Consider the following 20892-nt stretch of genomic DNA (forward strand, 5'->3'; position numbering starts at 1 on the left):
GCGCCAATCGGTTGGAACTCCCGGCTTCTGCCCCGTCGCCTGCCCTGTTTCGCCAGACTCGCGGGCATGCCCCCCGTCACGTCCTCGGCCCGGACCTATGTGGCCCGCGCCTATCGGGACACGCCCGTCCCAGGACCCCTGGAGCGGCACATGATGAACCGGATGGGATGCGGCTTCTCCAGCGCCACCCTGACCCGCATGCGCGCGGCCGGCGGCGCGCGAGCCTGGTTCGAGCAGCAACTCACGCCGAGCTCGGTGCCGCAGGCAGCGAAGGTCGCCGACCTCGACACGTGGTTCCCGTCCCTGGCCGAGTCGATGGAGACCAAATACCGCAACAGCGAGGCAAAACGGAAACTGGGCTGGGAATACGGCGTCGAGTTCGGCAACTGGTCGATGCTGCGCCGCATCTTCTCGACCCGTTCGGTCTACGAGAACATGGTCGACCTCTGGTCCAATCACTTTCATGTCTCGGCCTACACCGGGCATTCCTGGGTCCCTCGCAAGGGCTATGACTCGACGATCCGCGCCCACGCATTGGGGAGATTCGAGGATCTGTTGATCGGTGTGAGCCTGCACCCCGCGATGCTGCTCTATCTCGACAATTTCCGCTCGACCGTCGGGGCACCCAACGAGAACCAGGGTCGCGAACTTCTCGAACTGCACACCGTGGGACGTGATTCGGGCTATTCCGAGGACATGGTCAAGAGCTCCGCGGTGATCCTCTCGGGGTGGACCGTCTACGACAAGACGACCTTCGAGCGCTACTACAACCCTGCCGCCCACACCACCGGCCGGGTCAGGGTGCTCGACTTCACGCACGAGAACGCGACCCCCGACGGCAGTGCCGTCGCCACGGCGTACCTGTCCTACCTGGCCCGTCACCCGGCCACCGCGCGCACGGTGGCCCGCAAGCTGGCGGTCCGGTTCGTCAGCGACACCCCCTCCGAGGCCCTCATCGACCGCCTGGCCCAGGTGTTCCTCGACTCCGACACCGACATCAAGAGCGTGCTGCGCGCCCTGGTCGACTCCCCCGAGTTCGCAGCCTCTGCGGATGCCAAGGTGCGGACACCGGTCGACGACCTGGTCGCGACGGCCAGGGCGCTCCGGGTGAACCCGAGCCGACCGGTGCACGCGGGTGCCTTCGCGCGGGACATGTCGCACATCCACGGTGGGGACCGGCTCTACGACTGGCCGCGGCCCGACGGATCGCCCCAGACCAACGCCGAGTGGTGCTCGGCCTCACGCATGCTCAACAGCTACCGGATGCACTGGGGCATGGCCGGGGGCTTCTACCCCAAGGTCGACGTGGTCTACCGACCCCGACCTGCCTGGATGCCGAAGAAGCGGATGCGCTTCGACGTGTACGTCGACCACCTGTGCCGAGTGCTCCTCGGCCGGCGCTCCACCGCACTGCTGCTGCAGGCCGCCTGCGAGGCGACCCGGCTGCCGCCCACCGAAGTGGTCACCAAGACCCACCCGGTGAGCACGTTCCTGTTCCCACGACTGGTGGGGGCGCTGCTCGACTCACCCGCCCACATGACGAGGTGATGGCGGTGTCCACGCAGATCCCCGAGCAGCAGGGTTGCTGCGCCTCGTTCGAACGCGCAGCGTCACTTCAGCGACGCTCGTTCCTCAAGGCCGCCGCCCTGGGCGGAGCACTCACCACCACGGTGTTCGGCCAGGCGGTACGGCAGGCCAGTTTCGGCGCCACCGGCACCGGCAACACCCTGGTCGTGATCAGCCTGCGCGGTGGCATCGACGGACTCGGCGTCGTCGTACCCCACGGCGACCCGGCGTACTACACCGCGCGGCCCAAGCTGGCAGTCCCTGCCGCCTCGTTGCTCGGTGCCGACGCCATGTTCGGGCTGCACCCGCAGATGGCGCCCCTCATGCCGTGGTGGAACTCGGGCAAGCTCGCGGCGGTGCACGCGGTGGGCCTCAACGTGCCGAACCGATCGCACTTCCTGGCCATGGAGGAGATCGAGGACGCCGACCCCGGGTCCAGCGAGCGCCGCGGGTGGGTCAACCGGATGATCGGGCTGAACGCGACCGCCCAGGCCACCGAAGCGGTGCACATCAACTCCGCGATGACCCCGACCATGCTCACCGGTCCGGCACCCGTGCTCTCCGCCCCCGGGCTGACCAAGCTCAAGGTGGCCGGCACCGACAGCCGAGCCGCGGATCGCTACCGCTCGCTCGGCACTGCCTGGTCGCAGTCGCCCGGAGCGCTCGGCGACGCCGCCCGGTCGGCCGTCCAGATCTCCCGCTCCTACTCCGGCACGCTCGGCAAGGCCAGGCAGCCCGCCAACGGGGCGGTCTACCCCTCGACCTTCCCCGGGCGCGACCTCGGTGAGGCCCTCAACGACACCGCCCACCTGATCACCGCAGACGTCGGCACGGAGGTCGTCAGCATCGACTTCGGCGGCTGGGACATGCACAGTGGCTACGGCAACCTGGACGGTGGCGAGATGCGGGAGATGGTCGGCGCCCTCGCCGCGGGGCTGGCCGCGTTCCTCACCGACCTCGGCGACCGTGCCCAGCAGGTGACGGTCGTGACCATCTCCGAGTTCGGCCGCCGGGTCCGGGAGAACGGCAACCGTGGCCTGGACCACGGCTGGGGCAACATGATGCTGGTGCTGGGCGGCGGAGTGCGAGGTGGTCAGTACTACGGCACCTGGCCGTCCCTGGGCAACGGGAGCCTTGTCGACGGCGACCTGTCGGTCACCACCGACTACCGCGACGTGCTCGGCGAGGTCGTCTCCCGACGCTTCGACCGCTCGGTCGCCTCGGTCTTCCCCGGCCTGAGCCACCACCCCCTCGGCGTCATGGCCTGAGGGTCGTCTCAGGCGTTGCGCAGGTAGACCAGCTCCAGGCCGCGCAGGGTCAGCCACGGCTGGTGCTCGGTGAAGCTCGCGCACTCGTCGAGTACGACGGGCGCCAGGTGGCCGGTGGCGATCACGTTCACCGAGGCCGGGTCGGCACCGAGCTCGGCCATCATCCGGGCGATGATGCCTTCGGCGAGGCTGGCGAAGCCGAAGAGCACTCCGGACTGGATCGCCTCGACGGTGTTCTTCGCGATCACCGAACGCGGCCGCAGCAGCTCGACGTTGCGCAGCTGGGCACCGCGGCGGCTCAGGGCCTCCGACGAGATCTCGATCCCCGGCGCGATCGCACCGCCGACGTACTGTCCGCCGGCGGAGACCACGTCGAAGGTGGTGGCAGTGCCGAAGTCGACCACGATGCTCGGCCCCTCGTAGAGCGTGGCCGCGGCGAGCGCGTTCATGATCCGGTCGGCGCCGACCTCGCGCGGGTTGTCCATCAGCACCGGCACACCGGTGCGCACCCCGGGCTCGACCACGACGTGATGGAGGTCCGCGAAGTGGCGCGCGAGCATGTCGCGCCACTCGTGCAGCACGCTCGGAACGGTGGCGCAGATGGCCACGCCGTCCACCGCGTGCTCGCGGAGCAGGCCGAGCACCAGCGCGGCCCACTCGTCAGCGGTGCGCCGTTCGTCGGTGGAGACCCGCCAGTGCGCGAGCACCTCGCCGTCGGAGACGAGACCGAGCTGGGTGTGGCCGTTGCCGATGTCGGCGCACAGGATCGGCATCACGAGTCCCGCAGATCCATGCCCAGGTCGAACACCTTGACCGAATGGGTCAGTGCACCCACCGAGATGAAGTCCACCCCCGTCTCGGCCACCTCCCGGGCCCGGTCGAAGGTGAGACCACCCGAGGCCTCGAGACTGGCCCGCCCATCGGTGATGAGCACCGCTTCGGCCATCAGCGCCGGGGGCATGTTGTCGAGCAGGATCCGGTCACAGCCGACCGCGAGCAGCTCGCGCAGCTGATCGAGATCGGTGACCTCGACCTCGATCGGGAGGTCGGGGTTGGCGCGACGTACGGCTTCATAGGCCGGCACCACGCCACCTGCGGCGACCACGTGGTTGTCCTTGACCATGGCCATGTCGGACAGGCTGAACCGGTGGTTGACCCCGCCGCCGCAGCGCACGGCGTACTTCTGGAGGGCGCGGTAGCCCGGCAGTGTCTTGCGGGTGTCGAGGACCCGGGCACGGGTGCCGGCCAGCGCCGACACCCAAGCCGCGGTGGCCGTCGCCACGCCGGAGAGGTGGCTTGCGTAGTTCAGGGCAGTGCGCTCGGCCGTGAGCAGTCCCCGCGTCGGTCCCTCGACACGCATGACCGCCTCTCCTGCCCGGACCTTCGAGCCGTCGGGCAACCGCTCGGAGATGACGGCCTCCTCGCCCATGACGTAGGCGAACACCAGCGCCGCGATCCCCAGCCCTGCGACCACCCCGTCCTCGCGCGCCGCGAAGTCCGCGACCCCGGTCGCGGCGGCGCTGATGGTGGCGCTGCTGGTGACGTCGTCCCCACCGTGGGGGAGGTCCTCCTCCAGGGCCGCCACGATCCCGGCGTACACGGCGGCCGGGTCGAGTCCGGAGGCGCCGAGCTCGTCGAGGAGTACGGCGGGCAGGTCGGCGTAGGGCGTGCGGGCGATGGTCACGACGGCTCCTGCAGGACGATGTCGGTCGCGGGAGCCGCCTGGAAGGACACCACGGGAACGCCGTCGACCAGCGACACGTCGAAGTGCCCGGCCCAGTGCTGGTCGTCGCGTTCGGGGAAGTCGTCGCGCCAGTGCGATCCCCTGGTCTCCTCGCGCAGACCGGCGGCCGCGGTGAGCGCGGTGCTGATCGTGACCAGGTTGGTGGTCTCCCACTCGTCGGGCCCGACGGTGTCGCTGCGAAGCCCGGCGAGCTCGGTCAGCCCCTTGGCCGCGAGCGCCAGCCCGGAGGCCGAGCGCAGCACGCCGACCTGTTCAGTCATCAGCTTCTGCATGGGGTGGCGTGCACTCTCCGGGAGCACACCGGGCGAGCGGGGGTCCCCCGTGGCATCGGACCAGTCGCGCAGTTCACCGGGCAGGACCTCAGCGATGCGGCGGGAGAACACGAGCCCCTCCAGCAGCGAGTTGGAGGCCAGGCGGTTGGCGCCGTGAACACCCGAGCACGCCACCTCCCCGGTGGCGTACAGGCCCGGCACGCTCGAGCGACCCCAGAGGTCGGTGGCCACTCCGCCGGACGCGTAGTGCTGGGCCGGGGCGACGGGAATCAGGTCGACGACAGGGTCGACACCGTAGGAGCGACAGGTCACCAGGATGGTCGGGAAACGCCGTTCCCAGAACTCAGCCCCCAGGTGCCGGGCATCGAGCCACATGTGGTCGTGGCCGGACTCGAACATCCGCCGGGTGATCGCCTTGGCGACGACGTCGCGGGGGGCGAGGTCGGCAAGCTCGTGCACCCCCTGCATGAAGCGGTTGCCCTCGAAGTCGACCAGGAAGGCGCCTTCTCCTCGCACCGCCTCCGAGATCAGCGGCTGTTGGCCGTGTGAGTCCGGGCCGAGGTACATCACCGTGGGGTGGAACTGGACGAACTCCAGGTCGCGCAGCACGGCACCGGCGCGCAGTGCGAGCGCCATCCCGTCGCCGGTGGAGACGGCGGGGTTGGTGGACTGGGAGAACACCTGCCCGAGGCCACCGCTGGCCAGGACCACGGCCCGACACCGCACCGCTCCGACGCCGTCGCGCTGCCCTTCACCCAGCACGTGGAGGGTCACCCCGGCCACGCCGCCGTCCTCGGCGCGCAGCAGGTCCACTGCGAGGGCGTGCTGGATGACCTCGATCGCCGGGGCGGCCTCCACGGCGGCGATCAGGGCCCGCTGGATCTCCGCACCCGTCGCGTCTCCGCCGGCGTGGGCGATCCGGTCCCGGTGGTGCCCGCCCTCACGGGTCAGCGACAGCGCCCCGTCGTGCTGGTCGAAGACCGCTCCCCACGAGATGAGCTCACGCACCGCGTCGGGACCTTCGTTGACCAGGATGCGTACGGCGTCGAGGTCGCACGCTCCCGCGCCGGCCACCAGGGTGTCGCGCTCGTGCTGGGCGGGGGTGTCTCCGGGGCCGAGGGCGGCGGCGATGCCGCCCTGCGCCCATTGGGTGGAGCCGGCGTTGAGGACGTCCTTGGTGACCACCAGGATCTTGCCGACCCGGCCGTAGAGCCGCAGCGCGGCCGTCAGGCCGGCGATTCCGGAGCCGACGATGACCACGTCTGCCTCCGTGGTCCAGCCGGGTGCGGGCGACGCGAGTCGCGAGGGGATCATTCGAGAAACCTAGCGGGAGGTCGCTGAACCGCGCACGAGCCCCGAGCCTGCGGGGGCGTGCGCTGCGTCGGCGCCCTGCTCGAGGATCCTGTTGGCGGCGTCGACGAAGACGACATGAGGTTGGTGCCGACGGGCTTCGGCGTCGTCGAGGCTGACATAGCCGATGAGGATCACGAGGTCCCCCGGATGCACGAGGTGGGCCGCCGCACCGTTGATGCCCAGCACCCCCGAACCACGCTCGCCTGCGATCGTGTAGGTCTCCAGGCGGGCCCCGTTGGTGATGTCCACGATGTGCACGAGCTCGCCAGGCAGCAGGTCGGCCGCGTCGAGCAGGTCCTCGTCGACCGTGACCGACCCGACGTAGTGCAGGTCGGCCTGGGTCACGGTGGCCCGGTGGATCTTGCCGTGCATCATCGTGCGGTTCACGACACACCTCCGAGGGTGAGGGCCATGTTGTCGATGAGTCGGGTGGAACCGACCCGTGCCGCGACCAGGACCCTGGCCGGTCCCGACTCAGGCGTCCCGATCAGGTCCGGGTCGCTCAGGGCGAGGTAGTCGAGGCTGATGCCGGGCTCGGCCTCGAGGACCTCACGGGCGGCGGCCAGGACCGCCTCCGGTCCGTGTGGACCGGCCCTCACGCCCGCCGACAGCGCCCGGGACAGGGATTGGGCGAGCAGTCGCTGGTCCGGCTCGAGGAACCGGTTGCGCGAGGACAGCGCCAGCCCGTCGGGTTCTCGCACGGTGGGGACCCCGACGATCTCGATCCCCATGCAGAGGTCGGCGACCATCCGGCGAACCAGGACGAGCTGCTCGTAGTCCTTCTCGCCGAAGAACGCGAGGTCCGGGCGCACCAGGCCGAACAGCTTGGCCACCACGGTGGCCACCCCTCGGAAATGCCCGGGGCGCACGCGCCCCTCCCAGCTGCGCGAGTCCGGGCCAGGATCGACCGTCACGACCGGGTCGCCGCCCGGGTAGACCTCGGTCACCGTCGGACAGAACACCACCTGGACCCCGTGGGCGGCACAGACGTCGAGGTCGGCGTCCAGGGTCCGGGGATAGCGGGTGAGGTCCTCACCCGGACCGAACTGCATCGGGTTCACGAAGATCGAGACGACGACGACATCAGCTTCCTGGACCGCGGCCCGTGCCGCCGCCATCAACGCGGCGTGGCCGTCGTGCAGGGCACCCATCGTCGGCACCAGTGCCACGAGACCGCCGCGGGCCCGCACCTTCGACAGTGCCTCTCGCAGCTCGGCCCGGGTGTGCGCGACGAGCGGTCGGGTCACAGCAGGGGCTGCCGACTCGGCGCCACCGCTTCGTCGAGCATCAGCCTGATCCTGGCCGCACGGATCGGCAGCAGGCGTCCATCGGTGACGACCCGGTCGAGCGTGGCGCGCGCCAGGGCGACGTACGACGCCAGTGCCTGCGGGGCGTTGAGCTGCAGATCTGCCAGGTGCGCAGCAACCGTGTTCACGTCGCCGCGAGCGATCGGACCGGTCAGGGCTGCGTCCCCCGAGGACAGGGCGTTGTCGAGGGCTGCAGTGAGCAACGGACGCAGGGTGCCAGCTGGGTCCGCGGCTCCGGCAGCCGACAGGATCTCCATGGCCTCGGTGACGAGGGTGACCAGATGGTTGGCGCCGTGGGCGAGCCCGGCGTGGTAGAGCGTGCGGCGATCCTCGGGGACCCACATGGTGCGCCCGCCCAGGTCGTCCACGAGGCGTTGGGCGACCGCCCGCTCGGGTTCCTCGGCGGTGACCCCGAAGACACAGTCGTGCAGACGAGGCAGGTCGACCTCGGTGCCGGTGAAGGTCATGGCCGGATGCAGGGCGATGGCGTGGGCACCCACGGAGATGGCCTCGGCCAGGACCCCGAGCCCGTGCCGTCCCGAGGTGTGCACGACGTACTGGCCGGCGTGGATCGCGCCGCTCGCGCTGAGCATGGCCACCACGTTGGGCAGCATGTCGTCGGGAACCGTGAGGAGCAGCAGGTCGCAGTCCCGGGCCACCGCGCTCGGCTTGTCGATGTCGACACCAGGGAGCAGCGTGGCCATCCGGTTGCGCGAGGCGTCGGACTCACCTGCCGCAGAGACGACCTCATGACCGGCGGCACGCAGCGCGTGAGCGAGCACGGCGCCGACCCGCCCGGCGCCGACGACGCCGATCCGGAAGGTGGCGGGGGCAACGTCGATCATGGTGAACCTTTCGTTCCAATCCCGCCGACCACCCCCGGGTTGGGGGCCGGTGTGGGTACCGGACTAATCGATTGCAACCACGAGGTTACGCGCCGCCCTTCCTGCTGGGAACCGGCCAGGCTGTGACGTAGGCAACTTCGGGGGCCCGACGACCAGCCGCCGGGAAGACCGGAGGCTACTCGCCTCCGCCCCCAGCAGTCAGCACCGACACGTCGGCGCGTAGCCTCACGGTCCGTGACGTCTCTCGGCATGCCCGCCGCGCCGCGGCCGGTCGATCCCGTGTGGAAGCAGGCCTGGGACACCGCCCTCTACGGCACCTCGGGATTCCTCCGGACTCATCCCATGGAGTGCTCGACCTCGGCCGCGTCGGTGCTGGCCGTGGTGAGCTCGGTGGGCCCAGCCCGGGGCGACGTGGCCCTGCTCGGCTGCGCAGGCACTCTCGCCACGCAGCTGTCCGACACCGGGAGGACCGTCCGCTTCGACGTACCCGAGGGGTACGACGGCCTGGTCGTCGCCCTCGACTGGCTGGCCCACGTGCCCACGCACGTGGTGGAGATGGGGGCCGATGGGCACCCTCACGTGGTGCATGTCTCCCCCCTCACCGGGCGGGAGTCGCTCGGCTCGCGTCTCAACGACACGTCAGTGCCACAGTCGATCGGGCTGTGGCTCGAGGAGTGGTGGCCGTTGGTCGACTTCGGGACCGGCGCTCGGGCCGAGGTCGGCACCTCCCGAGACGCGGCCTGGCTGGGCGTGGTGACCCGTCTTGGCCCCGGCGGTCGAGCCATCGCGATCGACCGGGGGCACGTCCGTGACGACCGGCCGCTGCGAGGCTCGCTGGCCTCACCCAGCGGACGGAGCATTCCGGACGGCTCGCGTGACCTGACGGCCGCAGTCGCCCTCGACGCCGTGGCGGCCGCGACAGGGAGCCGTGTGGTCCATGGCGCGGACCTCAGTCACCTCGAGTTCACGGCCCCCGTGCACTGATCCCTGGCGGTAGTGGGGTTCTGCCGGGGCACCCGGAGTGGATGAGAGAGTACGTGCATGGAATCCAGCCCTGAGTCGAGCACTCCTCCGCCCGCCTTGCGCAACGTCGCCGTGCTGCTCGCCGGAGGCGTGGGGACCCGCGTGGGACTCAGCATCCCCAAGCAACTGATCAAGATCGCCGGCAAGACCATCCTGGAGCACACCCTCGGCGTGCTCAACGCCCATGCGGCGGTCGACGAGATCATCGTGCTCATGGCACCGGGACATCTCGATGCCGTCCGGGCGATCACCAGGACCGGCGGCTACAGCAAGGTCACCCAGATCCTGGAAGGTGCCGAGACTCGCAACGGCACCACCCAGCGCGCCCTGGAGGCGCTCGGGCCCGACGAGTGCAACGTGCTCTTCCACGAGGCCGTTCGCCCCCTGGTCAGCGACCGCATCATCCAGGAGTGCTTCGACGCGTTGACGACGCACCAGGCGGTGGACGTGGCCATCCCGTCGGCGGACACGATCATCGAGGTCAACGACGACGACACCATCCGCGACATCCCGCCCCGCGCCTCGCTGCGACGCGGCCAGACGCCGCAGGCGTTCACGGCCTCGGTGATCAAGCAGGCCTACGTCAACGCCGGTCAGGATCCGGACTTCGTGGCCACCGACGACTGCACCGTCGTACTGCGCTACCTGCCCCACGTCCCGATCCACGTGGTGCGCGGCGACGAGCGCAACATGAAGGTCACCGAGCCCATCGACGTCTACCTGGCCGACAAGCTCTTCCAGCTGACCACCAACGATCTCCCCGACGCGGGCACCGACGAGGAGTACGCCGCGGCACTCGCCGGCAAGACGATGGTGGTCTTCGGAGGCAGCTACGGCATCGGCGCCGACATCGCGGCGCTCGCCGAACGACTCGGGGCCACCGTCTTCACCTTCAGCCGCTCCTCGACCAACACGCACGTCGAACGACGTGCCGACATCGCCGCCGCGGCCAGCGAGGTGCTGGCCAAGACCGGACGGATCGACCTGGTCGTGAACACGGCCGGCGTACTGCCCCGTGGCACCCTGCTGGAGACCTCGGAGGAGACCATCTACGCCGCCACGGAGATCAACTACCTGGCGCCGGTGTTCATCGCCCAGGAGTTCTACCCACACCTGCAGCAGACCCAGGGGTCGCTACTGCTCTTCACGTCGAGCTCCTACACCCGCGGCCGCGCCGGCTACAGCCTCTACTCCTCGGCGAAGGCAGCGGTCGTCAACCTGACCCAGGCGCTCGCGGACGAATGGGCGGCGGACGGGGTGCGCGTCAACTGCGTCAACCCCGAGCGCACCGGCACACCGATGCGCACCAAGGCATTCGGTGAGGAACCGGTCGGCTCACTCCTCGAGTCCGAGATCGTTGCCCGAAGCTCGCTGGACGTGCTCCTGTCACGCCAGACCGGGCATGTGATCGACATCCGCAAGGACGACCCGTTCGCGGGAGCCCTCGACCCGGAGCAGAGCAGCTAGGCGGCTTTCCTGCGGGCTTGTCTGGGTGGTGGTCGTCCGGGTGGTGGTGGTTCGGGTGAGGTGTAGTGGTGTCTGGTGGGGGTGGTGGTGATGACCTGGCCGTGAGGGCCGGGTCTGGCTTGCCAGCCTGGGGTTTGTTTGGTGTGGTTGCAGGCCTCGCACAGGCCTTGGCCGTTGGTCACGGCGGTGGGCCCGCCGGTGGTGTGGGCGGTGATGTGGTCGTGGTGGCGGATCGGGGCGTCACACCACGGGGTGCGGCATTGCTGGTCGCGTAGGTCGAGGAAGTCGCCCATCGCCTCCGGGAAGCGTCGGGCGCGTGATTCCATCGCGATCAGCCGCCCGTGGTGTTGGTAGAGGCGCCGTACCCACGCCCGCTGGGACCCTGATGCGGTCGCGACGAGTCGGCGGGCCACAGTGGCCGGGATCGGGCCGTGCCCGCTGATCAGCGCCGGCTCATCCGCGGCCGGGTCAGTGGTGGCTGGGTCGGTGCAGTCGCCGAGCAGGGTGGTGTCGCTCATCACCAGGTTCACCCGCACACCCACGTCGCTGGCCCGGGTCTGCCCGGTGAGGTGCTGCACCAGGGTGTCGGCCATCACCTGCCCCCGACCCCGGACATCGCCATCCGAGCGGGCAGTGTCGGCGGCCTGGGTCAGGGCCGCGTAGGCGGCGACTCCTTGGGCCATCGGCAGCAGCGCGGTCAGGTAGGTCATGGTGTCCGGGGCCGGGCGCAGACTCACGCACCGCTCGGTCTCGGCCTGCGCGGCCCGCGCCAGCACCGCGCGCGGGTCACAGCGGTGGGCCAGCCTCTTGACCGTAGCGGCCAGGGCCCGGTCCCCCAGCGCGGACACCACAGTGGAATCGGCCCACAGCTCGGCATCGATCGCTGCCCGGTCCTCCCCGGTCACGCACGCGGTCTCCCGCACGATCACGGTGGCCCGCCACTCGTTGACCAACCCGGTCTCCAAGGCCCGCAGGGTGCACGGCATCTCCGCGACCAACACCCGGGCCAGCCCCAACAACCGACCACCACGGTGCGGCGACTCCCGACGCGCCAGAGCGACCTGAGCCCCCACCCCGACCCCAACCGTGGCCCCGGCCCTCGCCGCCGGGACTCCGCTGGCTCGCATCACAGCCTCCTGCGACCGCGCGAAGTCCACCGCCACCCTGGCCTGCGCCGCACACGCGGCCGCCTTCAACTCCTCCAACGCAGCCAACTGCTCGACGCGCTCCCCATCGTCCACAGCCCGATCCACACCGACCAACGCAGCCGCCCACCCACGCAGCCCAGCAGCACTCACAGGGAAACTGGAGGACGGGTCACCGGACTGTTCGAACATGCGTTCGAGTCTAGGAATAGTTCCATAACGTCGTCAATCACGAACTCAACCAGCTGTGGAGAACCCCATCCGAACGTTGATGACGCACGGCAGCCGTCTGCGCAACAGCGCGGTGACGCCTACTGCCACGGCGCCCTCAGCGGGCGGTCAGAGCCTTCGCCTTGCGAGCGACCCGACGTCCCAGGTCCGTCAGGGTGGCACCCGGGCTGCGCGGGGGGGCGGTGGCGGTGGCCGCCTGCTCCCGTGCCTTGGCCGCTGCCTGGCGCAGAGCCTTGCGGCGCGCGTCGGCTCGGGCCCGTCGCAGCGCCGCTCCGACGAGGTCGACAGCGTCCGAGTACACGGTGGCGTACTCCGCGGCTATGCCATCCAGAGCCACGTGCACCTCGTCGGACTCGCCCTCGTCGGCCAGTCGACTGAGGGCGACGAACGTGCGCTCGGCCAACTCCTGGAGGTGAGCGGGCGCCGCGACGTTGTCCCAGGAGGGAGTCATCCGCCGCAGACTCGGGTCGATGAAGTCGTCCACCGGGTGCGGCGACACCTCCGGGCCAGGGTCCAGGGCGAGGTCGATGGTGTCGCGCATCCGGACCAGTTCCGGTCGCCACTGCGAGGTCAGGCTGGAATAGTGCACCAGCGCTCGAGGGGTGCCGCGAGTCAGCCGCTCGGTGAGGAGCGCCACGTTGATCCAGCCGGCGACGGCGGGCACTTCGCGGGCCTCGTAGTAGGTGCTGCGACTCGACGAGACCTCCGCAGGGTGACGCAGCATGATGACGAACCGAGGCTCGATGCCCAGCTCGCGGGCGACGTCGAGCCAGAGGCTCTTGAACCAGACCATGCGAGGGTCCTTGATCACCAGCCGCTGATCCGATGCGAGGCGCGCCCGCAACCAGTCGAGGAGCTCGCTGCGCACCTCGGGGGGAGCCACGGCGCGCTCGAGGAGGGCAAGGGCGGCGGGGTCCGTGTCGAGCGTGGACACCCCCGCCTTGTTCAGGAACCTGCGGTGGAAGTTGACCACCCAGCGGGGCTCGAAGAAACCGAGGGGATTGGTCTTGTTGCCCTTGATCGCCTGCGGGACGGTGTAGCCACTGAACGCAAGGGCTCCGGCCATGGTGCTCGTCCCGCTGCGTCCGGGTCCAAGCACGAAGACCAGCGAAGGCTCGGCCCTGTCAGTGGGTGCGCTCGGCTCAGGTTCTGCCACCGTCTTCATCCTTCGCCATCGCCGATCTGGTCACTCTCTCGAACCGGCACCGGCCGGGGGCACGAGGCTATCAGCGGCCTCGGATACGTCCAGAAATGCGCCCCGTCAGGCGACCGACCGCCGTACGCAGCAGGTCGCGTCCGCCCACGTCGCGCAACGGGCGGTCCTCCAGGGCCGGGGCGGGGGCCGGGGCAGACGGCTTCTTGCGCGCCGCCTTGGCGCCGGCCCGGCGCGCCTCGTCCTTCGCCTCCTCGATGGCGTCGTGACTGACGGCGGTGGCGTCGGCGAAGATCCGGGCGTAGCGCTCCGCCTGGAGGTCTAGGTCGGCCGAGGCGGACGGATCGACTCCCGCCGAGTCGCCGAGGACGGACACGTCGTCCCACACCCTCTGGGCGACGTCCTGCAGGTCAGCGGGGACGTCCAGGTCGTCCCACGTCACCTGGTGGCGCCGCAACCCCGGGTCGATGAACTCGTCGACGGGGCTCGGCACTCCTTCGGCCAGGTCACTGTCGTAGCTGAGGCCGAGCTCCGAGCCCAGTCGGGCCAGCACGGGCCTCCAGTCCTCCAGCAGGTCGGTGTAGCGCACGAACGCACGCACCTGACCGCGCGTCTCGCGCTCGCTGAGCACCGAGCTGTTCACCCAGCGAGCCACGTTGAAGGTCTCGTAGGTGTGGCGCTGGTCCTCCTCCGCCTGCTTCGCGTAGTACGTCGCACGACTCCCGACGACCTCGGCAGGGTGCCGGAGCATCGAGATGTAGCGGATCTCGAGGCCGGCGTCGGCCGCCGCCTCGCGCCACAGGGTCTGCGCCCACACCGAACGTGGGTCCTTCACGACCACCTGCGGATGACCGGCCGACTTCTCGGCCAGGAAAGTGGTCAACTCCTCCCGCAACTGGGGCGTCAGCACGGCCTGGGTGCGTGCGAAGGCGCCCGGGCGACTGTCGAAGTCGTTGATCCGAGCAGCGGCGGTGATCCGTTTGTGGAAGGCCACCGCCCACGAGGACTCGAAGAAGCCCTTGGGGTTGGAGGCATTCGCGCCCAGGTGCGGCCCTGGCACGGACAGCCCGAGGTGGTGCAGCGTGCCGGACATGGTGCTGGTGCCGCTGCGTCCGGTGCCGGTGATCAGCACGAGCAGGTTCACGATCGAACTCCTGTTCCAGTCAGGCGGGTGCTCACGCGTCACCGCGCGGCACGAAGACAGCATCCACGAACCGCTCACCGGCGTGGCCGTCCTCGAGGTCCAGGTAGTCGGCCTTGAAACTCGCGTAGGCCTCGGCGTGCCGCGCACGTACGGCGTCCAGGTCGGCCAACTGCTCGGCGACCTCGGCTGTGGTGGCCACGAGCGGGCCGGGTGCGGTGAGCTCGAAGTCGAAGAGCCAGCCCCGGGTGTCCTTGTAGCGCTGGAGGTCCGGGACGTGGAACACCATCGGCTTGCCGGTGACGCCGAAGTCGAAGCGCAGTGACGAGTAGTCGACGATCGCGGCGTCGGCTGCCAGGTAGAGGTCGGAGACCTCGGGATAGTCGGTGACGTCGATGCATCCGGGCTGCTGGCCGACGCGGTGCCTGGAGCGCGCGTTGAACGCGTGGCCGCGCACGAGGATGACGAAGTCGTCGCCCAGCCGGGCGTGGGCCTCAGCGAAGTCGAAGAAGTCGGCCATCGCCGCCTTGCTGTCATCCTCGGCCAGGTAGTCGCGGAAGGTCGGCGCGTAGAGCACCGCGGTCTGATCGGGACCGATCCCCAGCGACGCCCGGGTCAGCTCTCGGATCTCCGGCGCCTCCGCGGACTGCAGTACGTCGTTGCGTGGGTAGCCGATCTCCAGCACCTCCCCCGGGTAGGCGAAGTCGCGGACGAGCAGCGGGGTGGCATAGCGCGCCGGCGAGACCAGGTAGTCCCAGGCAGCCGCCCGGGCGTCGTACGCATCGATGCGGGCCTGCGAGAACTGCACGTTGCGCCAGTGCGGGTGCCCCATCTGCTTGAACGGGTAGCCGTGGAACGTCTGCACCAGCACCTGCCCCTCAGGCTTCTGGTGGAACTCGGGTTGGTACATGTTGTCGATGTAGTAGGTGACCGACGAGAGCAGGGAATACCACTCACGACTGTTCACGACCACCGGGATGCCACCCTCGGGCACCGGGATCGATCGGTCCTGGACGGCCCAGTAGACAGGGAGGTCGCTGCCGCGTCGCTGCAGTTCCCGCTGGATCGAGAGCCCGTTGTCGGTGGCCTGCTCGCCGAAGTACGAGCGCATCAGCACACCGCGGGTCAGGCCTGGCTCGCGTCCGACTCCCAGCTTGAGCCGGTTCTGCTGGTACTGGCCGCGGGCGGATCCGATCGGCCGCTGGAGGGTGACGCGCACCCCACTGCCCGGCCCACGCACCACGCGACCGTCGTGCTCGGCACCCGAGATCTGGATCGGCAACTGGTCGCTGAGAGCCGCCCCGACCCGCAGTGGGATCTCCACCGGGTCCGGGCTGCCGGGCTCGCCGAGCAGCACAGACAGGTCGTGGTCACCGCTGGGCAGCGGCCGGCGCCCGAAGCGGTAGAGCTCCTGCTTCAGCTCCAGTCGTGCCTCGAAGTGCCCTTGCACCGGTGCAACGGGATCGCCGAAGGTGCGTGTGCGCTTGTTGCGCGTGGCCAGCGCCACCGAGCCGGCCTGCGGGCCCAGGAGCCGCCCGGTCACGCTGAGCGAGCCGTCCGGCTGCACCGAGACCGAGTCGGCGACCGCACCCCGGGACCACTCAGTGACCTGGAGCTCCCCGTTGCGGTTCGTCTCGACCACCAAGGCGCCGGTGGCGGAGGTGGCCACCATCGAGTCGCGGGAGTCGACACCGGGCACCAGGGGAACCGCTCGGCCCTCTCCGTCGCGTGCGACGACATGCCACACCAGCGGCTCGCCCGGTGGCAGCGAGGGCGCGGCAGGCAGCCGCACGGTCCAGGTCGGAGCCCCGCCCTCGCGGCTCAGGCGTCCCTCGACCGCCCCCACTCCACGTGCCGAGACGGTGATCTGGGGCGGGACCGAGGCATCGCCCGCCCCGGTGATGGCGAGCACCCGGCCCTCGCGGAAACCGGCCTGCTCGACCCGGATGCCGGAGTTGTCGCGACGCAGCCTCAGTTGCTGCTGGTACTGCCAGTCCGCGACCAACCGGCCGCCCTGACGCAACGGCATGGCCGGGATGACCCCTGCCGACCCGCTGCGCAGCAGGCGGCTCACGGCCTGGGTCACCGTGAAGCCGGCTGCCTCGACGCGCACCCAGAGCGACCAGGTGGCGTCCCCGTCCGAGGCTGCCAACAGCTGACCCACCGGCACCTCGACCCCGAATCGTCCCGGGGAGTAGTCACACCAGGTGTCGTCGCGTGGCGGCGGGAACGCCGCTGGCGGCTGGGCGGTGGAGGCGAAGACGTGCTCGACCCCGTTGCTCTCGTCGCGCAGCACCACGCTGACCGCAGAGGGGTGCACACTCTGGTCGACCTTGCCCAGGTAGGCCCACCCCGAGATCCAGCAGGAAGGATCGGCCGCACCGGACTTCTCGAGCCAGTGCACGTTCTCCACGGCGTGAGAGATGCGCAGCTGCTCCGGCCTGATGAGGAACAGGTCGGGATCGAGATCGGGGTCGTCCTCGAACGGGAGGTGCAGCCGGACCCCCTCGGGGCGCACGGTGGCCGGCCACTGCTCGATCTTGAACGCGCCCCGCCGTACGAACTCCTGGGCGTCGGCGCGGCGCTCGAGCTGGGCGAGCCGGACGAGCACGCGCTGAGGAGGCGGGGTTGATCGCCACACCCAGTCCTCGGCGTCACCGGCGAAGTCCTGGACGGCGGTGACGAGCTCGCGCCAATAGGTGTCCTGGACCGTGCCCGTGCTGGTGAGGTACCAGTGGAAGTGGGCCTCGAAGAGGGTGGCCAGCCAGCCTTGATAGACCTGCTCGGACGCCTCGCGGCGCAGCACGTCGCGGCTGACCTGCCAGGCTTCGATGCGGTCACGCAGGTCCTTGAGCGAGGCCGTCTGCTGACTGATCGAGCTCTGGTCGTCGCGCGCGCGGTAGCGGTAGACGATCTCGGGGCGTACGTCGATCGACCTCGCGCGGGCGTAGAGCTGACTGATGATCGGCTGGTCCTCGTAGGCGACGCCTTCGCGGAACCACAGGTCCTGGGCGGTCCAGAAGTCGGTGCGGAACAGCTTGTTCCAGCTGTAGAGGTTGCGCAGCAGCGGGAGGAAGGACTCGACCTCGATACCGGTGCGGGAGATCGTGTGGACCGCCTCCACCCAGGTCGGCGACCAGGTCTTGCCACTGTCGAAGCGCTCGACCGAACCCACCACGATGTCCGAACCGGTGCGCTGCGCGCTCTCCACCAGCGTGCGCAGAGCTCCGGGAGGCAGCAGGTCGTCGGAGTCGACGAAGGTCAGGAACCGTCCGCGGGCCTCCCGGACCCCGGTGTTGCGCGCTGCGCCCAGCCCTCCGTTGGGGCGAGTGACGAGGCGGATCCGGGCGTCGCGGGCGGCGTACCGCTCGGCGATCGCTCGGGAGCCGTCCTTCGAGCCGTCATCGACCAGCACCACCTCGAAGTCGCTCCAGGTCTGCTCCAGGATGCTGTCGAGGCACTCGGCCAGGTAGGCCTCGACGCCGTAGAAGGGCACGATCAGGCTGACCGTGGGCGGCCGCAGTCTCCGGCCGACCTTGGACCGGGCTGCCTTGCGCGCCGCCTTCCGGGCGAGGGCGGCAGAGCGTCCCCGGACGTCGTTCAGCAGGTGAGCGCCTTTGGTCACTGAGCAGATCCGCCGGTCCGGGCCGCGAAGGCGGCGGCCTGACGCTGCCAGCGCTCTCCGTAGGGCACCAGCTGGCGATCCCACGGCTTGCCGGCCCCGGCGTAGTGGACGATCCCGCCGTCCCCGATCTGTTCGAGCAGGGGGAAGGCGTTCCAGGTCGGGTGGAGCACCTTGCGGCCGGCTCCGGCATAGGCATTGAGGATGTCCTGGTCGTTGAGGCCGTAGGTGCCGGCCATCGGCAGGAACCGCTCGACGAAGTGGTCCTCGCGCATCCTGGCCAGGTCGAGCACGAGGACACCTGCGTTGAACATGGTGAAGTCGAAGGGGTGCGCCGCTGACAGCGTGCGGCGCAGGTCGGTGGCGACGTCCGGCTCGAGCCGGTTGCCGGCCAGCCTCCACTGGAACGCAGCCGTCTGGATGCCCGTGCGGGCGGCCAGCGGGAAGCCTTCGAGATCGGTGCGCGCGAGCTCGCACACGTCACCCTGGGTGACGGTGTCGATGTCGATGTAGGTGACCCGGTCGAGGTGGGTGAGCACCTCGGGCAGCAGTAGGCGGTCCATGCAGGCCACGCTGATGTGCGAGATCATCCGCGTGATCTCGCCGTAGGAGACGTGGTCGAAGCTGAAGAAGGTCACCGGCAGGTCCGGGAAGGACCGCGCGAACCACGCCTCGTAGTCGGCGTCCAGGCCCCGTGAGGTCACCCACAGCCGGACCGGTCCGGTCGCGTTGGTGACGATCGACTCGACGGTGACCGGCAGCAGGCCCTTGAAGTTCTGGTCCAGGCTCAGCGCCACATCGGTGATCCGGGCCTCGTCGATGGACTCGTGAGGACCGTAGCGCCGCTGCGACCGCTCGATCTCGGCGAGAGCCGCCGGCAGGTCGAAGTGCGCCGGCTCCAGCACCGAGGGCGCCTCGAAGCGAGTCCGCGCCTCAGCCACCAGGGGCGCACACAACTCTCGCCAGTGGGCGTAGACCTCGTCCGGTCCGGCACCGGCGAACACCAGCGCGAACGTCTCGTTTATCAGGCCGCGCAATCCGTCGCGGATCGCCACGAAGGCGGGGCTCTCGGGCTCCATGCCGAGCAGTCCCTCGAAGCGGACGTCGCTCAGGGTCGCCGGACGGAACTTGACCTTCAACCCCAGCGACGTGGCCGGGAGGTAGGCATGCAACCGGCTGGTGACGATCCGGGTGAATCGCTTCTGGTAGTCCTCGAGCAGGCTGACAGCGGAGCGCACCCCGGTGACGAGGTCCGCGCTGCGGTATTCGGCACCGCCGTGGCTGATGGACGCGGTGGGCTTCTTGATCCGCTTGACCACCCACTCGGGCACATCGATGGTGCCGACCACGCCCGGCTTGTCGCGTTCCACGTCGGCCAGGTCCGCGAAGACCGCGTTCACCGTGGTCGTCAGACACCCGGTGAAGAAGGCGTCCACCCCGGCGCTGAGGAGCAGGTCCACCGTTGTCCAGTCCCGACAGCCGATGGGGCCGCGCGCCTTGAGGTAGTCGATGGCCTCCGGAGTCAGCACCGCGACCCGGTTGATGTGGAAGGACAGGAAGATCGGGTTGATGCGCTCGTCGTAGGGCAGCCCGAAACCCAGCCGGTAGGTCGAGTGCATCTGCCACCCGAAGGCCAGCATCCAGGTCGAGTCGGGCACATTGTCCCCGGAGCTGAAGTCGCGGCTCACCGGCATCAGGTGGACGTCCGCAGCACCGCCGTCGACCCGCAGTTCCGGCTTGACCCTGGCCTGCAGGTCGGTCATGAGGTCCCCGAGGCCGTCGTCTCCGTGGAACCGCGTCTGCTGGAAGCGCGCCAGGTTGCCGAGCATCGCGAGGGTCTGGATGTAGTCACCCACATTGCGCGAGGCCCGGTCCACGTCGGGCTGGTGGTAGTCCATCACCCCGACCGAGATGGTGCCCGGCTCGAGCACCGGGGTGGGCTTGGGCTCCGCCCACTGCCTCAGGTTCTCCAGTGCCTCGAGGGTCCGAGCGCGGACGTCGCTGTGGTCCTGGGCGTCGGCCTTCACGAAGAGCTCCAGGGCCAGGTCACGGTGTCCGGTGGACAGGAACCGTCCGGAGAGCTCCACCAGCGTGTGCACGTCGTACGACGAGTTGAGGGCACCGATCTCCAGGGCCGCCGCCACGGACTCCGGCGTGCCGGTGGCCAGTGCGCACGTCACCGCTTCGATCGGCGCGAGCCGGGCGAGCTCGACGACCGGGATCGTGCGCATCCTCTCCCAACCTGGGTGGTACTCAGCCATCGAGTAGAGGACCTGACCGAGCCCCAGACGGGCACTCTCGGGATCCGCCGGGTCAGCCATGCCGAGGGCGAAGGCTCGGGCGTCGTGGCGCAGGTTGGCCTCGCACAGGGCGCGGACCGTCGAGGCCACCGCCAGGTCGCGGTCGGCGCCGCTGCTCACCAGGTCACCGAAGACGGCGTAGCCCTTGGCGCGCTCGGCGACGAGGACGGCCTCACGAGCGAGGTCCAGGTCGAACTCGTCGTCGGAGCTGGCCTCGTCGACCGACGGCGGTTTCGCGTCGAGCAGGATCCGGGTGAGCCGGCCGTACCACTTCGCGAAGCGGATGTCGCGGCGCGGGTCGTCGGGGACCGGCGCCGGCGCAGCCTGCACGATCGTCGGCGTGGGGCCCGGCTTGGCGGCGGGCGGCGCGTCTGGGGCGATCGGGCGGCGGGCACGGTTCAGGGCGCGCTTCGCCTTCTCCGAGATCTTGTCCGAGAGGGAGGGTTCAGGCATGG

The 20892-nt window shown here is 70.0% G+C and carries 15 protein-coding genes; 4 read left to right on the top strand and 11 right to left on the bottom strand.

The window, feature by feature from the left end:
* Positions 1-66 precede the first annotated feature (66 nt).
* Together AB7I40_RS05755 and AB7I40_RS05760 are read left to right on the top strand one after the other, a co-directional pair.
* Complete coding sequence (locus AB7I40_RS05755; protein ID WP_428344089.1) at positions 67-1548, top strand: DUF1800 domain-containing protein; 1482 nt, start codon at positions 67-69, stop codon at positions 1546-1548.
* A gap of 5 nt (positions 1549-1553) precedes the next feature.
* Complete coding sequence (locus tag AB7I40_RS05760; RefSeq protein ID WP_428344090.1) at positions 1554-2834, top strand: DUF1501 domain-containing protein; 1281 nt, start codon at positions 1554-1556, stop codon at positions 2832-2834.
* An 8-nt stretch (positions 2835-2842) separates the two neighbouring features.
* Here AB7I40_RS05760 and AB7I40_RS05765 read toward each other — a convergent pair whose 3' ends face one another.
* The 6 genes from AB7I40_RS05765 to AB7I40_RS05790 are packed head-to-tail and all read right to left on the bottom strand — an operon-like array spanning position 2843 to position 8355.
* A complete protein-coding gene (locus AB7I40_RS05765) occupies positions 2843-3607 on the bottom strand; it encodes a type III pantothenate kinase (protein WP_428344091.1) in 765 nt (254 codons plus the stop codon).
* Entirely contained in the window at positions 3607-4518 is a 912-nt protein-coding gene (gene nadC / locus AB7I40_RS05770) for a carboxylating nicotinate-nucleotide diphosphorylase (protein ID WP_428344092.1), read from the bottom strand. Before nadC ends, AB7I40_RS05765 begins: the two co-directional genes overlap by 1 nt.
* Positions 4515-6164: an L-aspartate oxidase gene (locus tag AB7I40_RS05775; RefSeq protein WP_428344093.1), complete on the bottom strand. Its 1650-nt coding sequence runs from the start codon at positions 6162-6164 to the stop codon at positions 4515-4517. Before AB7I40_RS05775 ends, nadC begins: the two co-directional genes overlap by 4 nt.
* 9 nt (positions 6165-6173) lie before the next feature.
* Positions 6174-6590 (bottom strand): aspartate 1-decarboxylase, encoded by a 417-nt coding sequence (panD, locus tag AB7I40_RS05780; protein WP_428344094.1) that lies wholly within the window; start codon positions 6588-6590, stop codon positions 6174-6176.
* On the bottom strand, positions 6587-7450 hold the full coding sequence (gene panC / locus AB7I40_RS05785; protein ID WP_428344095.1) for a pantoate--beta-alanine ligase: 864 nt from the start codon (positions 7448-7450) through the stop codon (positions 6587-6589). The genes panD and panC overlap by 4 nt, the downstream gene beginning before the upstream one ends.
* Positions 7447-8355 carry a Rossmann-like and DUF2520 domain-containing protein gene (locus AB7I40_RS05790; RefSeq protein ID WP_428344096.1) on the bottom strand — a complete coding sequence of 303 codons (909 nt, stop codon included), beginning with the start codon at positions 8353-8355 and terminating at the stop codon, positions 7447-7449. Before AB7I40_RS05790 ends, panC begins: the two co-directional genes overlap by 4 nt.
* 234 nt (positions 8356-8589) lie before the next feature.
* Between AB7I40_RS05790 and AB7I40_RS05795 the strand changes: the two genes are divergently transcribed.
* A complete protein-coding gene (locus AB7I40_RS05795) occupies positions 8590-9339 on the top strand; it encodes a hypothetical protein (protein WP_428344097.1) in 750 nt (249 codons plus the stop codon).
* A gap of 57 nt (positions 9340-9396) precedes the next feature.
* Positions 9397-10845 carry an SDR family NAD(P)-dependent oxidoreductase gene (locus AB7I40_RS05800; protein ID WP_428344098.1) on the top strand — a complete coding sequence of 483 codons (1449 nt, stop codon included), beginning with the start codon at positions 9397-9399 and terminating at the stop codon, positions 10843-10845.
* On the opposite strand, the gene AB7I40_RS05805 is transcribed toward AB7I40_RS05800, so the two are convergent.
* From AB7I40_RS05805 to AB7I40_RS05825, 5 genes are all read right to left on the bottom strand, one after another.
* Complete coding sequence (locus AB7I40_RS05805; protein WP_428344099.1) at positions 10842-12182, bottom strand: HNH endonuclease; 1341 nt, start codon at positions 12180-12182, stop codon at positions 10842-10844. The genes AB7I40_RS05800 and AB7I40_RS05805 overlap by 4 nt on opposite strands.
* A gap of 136 nt (positions 12183-12318) precedes the next feature.
* Complete coding sequence (locus tag AB7I40_RS05810; RefSeq protein ID WP_428344100.1) at positions 12319-13377, bottom strand: sulfotransferase family protein; 1059 nt, start codon at positions 13375-13377, stop codon at positions 12319-12321.
* Between the two features lie 70 nt (positions 13378-13447).
* Positions 13448-14518, bottom strand: a complete 1071-nt coding sequence (locus tag AB7I40_RS05815) for a sulfotransferase family protein (protein WP_428344101.1) — start codon at positions 14516-14518, stop codon at positions 13448-13450.
* Positions 14519-14549: 31 nt separating this feature from the next.
* Positions 14550-18140: a bifunctional glycosyltransferase/CDP-glycerol:glycerophosphate glycerophosphotransferase gene (locus tag AB7I40_RS05820; protein ID WP_428344102.1), complete on the bottom strand. Its 3591-nt coding sequence runs from the start codon at positions 18138-18140 to the stop codon at positions 14550-14552.
* Positions 18137-20890, bottom strand: coding sequence for a glycosyltransferase (locus tag AB7I40_RS05825; protein WP_428344103.1), 2754 nt, complete (start codon positions 20888-20890; stop codon positions 18137-18139). Before AB7I40_RS05825 ends, AB7I40_RS05820 begins: the two co-directional genes overlap by 4 nt.
* Positions 20891-20892 lie beyond the last annotated feature (2 nt).

It is taken from the genome of Nocardioides sp. (assembly GCF_050246775.1).
Taxonomy (GTDB): Bacteria; Actinomycetota; Actinomycetes; order Propionibacteriales; family Nocardioidaceae; genus Nocardioides.

What these genes read in the sequence shown, in the direction of transcription:
- AB7I40_RS05775 (WP_428344093.1), bottom strand. Translation starts at nt 6,164, where the DNA reads ATGATCCCCTCGCGACTCGCGTCGCCCGCACCCGGCTGGACCACGGAG.
- AB7I40_RS05765 (WP_428344091.1), bottom strand. Translation starts at nt 3,607, where the DNA reads ATGCCGATCCTGTGCGCCGACATCGGCAACGGCCACACCCAGCTCGGT.
- AB7I40_RS05805 (WP_428344099.1), bottom strand. Translation starts at nt 12,182, where the DNA reads ATGTTCGAACAGTCCGGTGACCCGTCCTCCAGTTTCCCTGTGAGTGCT.
- AB7I40_RS05800 (WP_428344098.1), top strand. Translation starts at nt 9,397, where the DNA reads ATGGAATCCAGCCCTGAGTCGAGCACTCCTCCGCCCGCCTTGCGCAAC.
- AB7I40_RS05825 (WP_428344103.1), bottom strand. Translation starts at nt 20,890, where the DNA reads ATGCCTGAACCCTCCCTCTCGGACAAGATCTCGGAGAAGGCGAAGCGC.
- AB7I40_RS05755 (WP_428344089.1), top strand. Translation starts at nt 67, where the DNA reads ATGCCCCCCGTCACGTCCTCGGCCCGGACCTATGTGGCCCGCGCCTAT.
- AB7I40_RS05790 (WP_428344096.1), bottom strand. Translation starts at nt 8,355, where the DNA reads ATGATCGACGTTGCCCCCGCCACCTTCCGGATCGGCGTCGTCGGCGCC.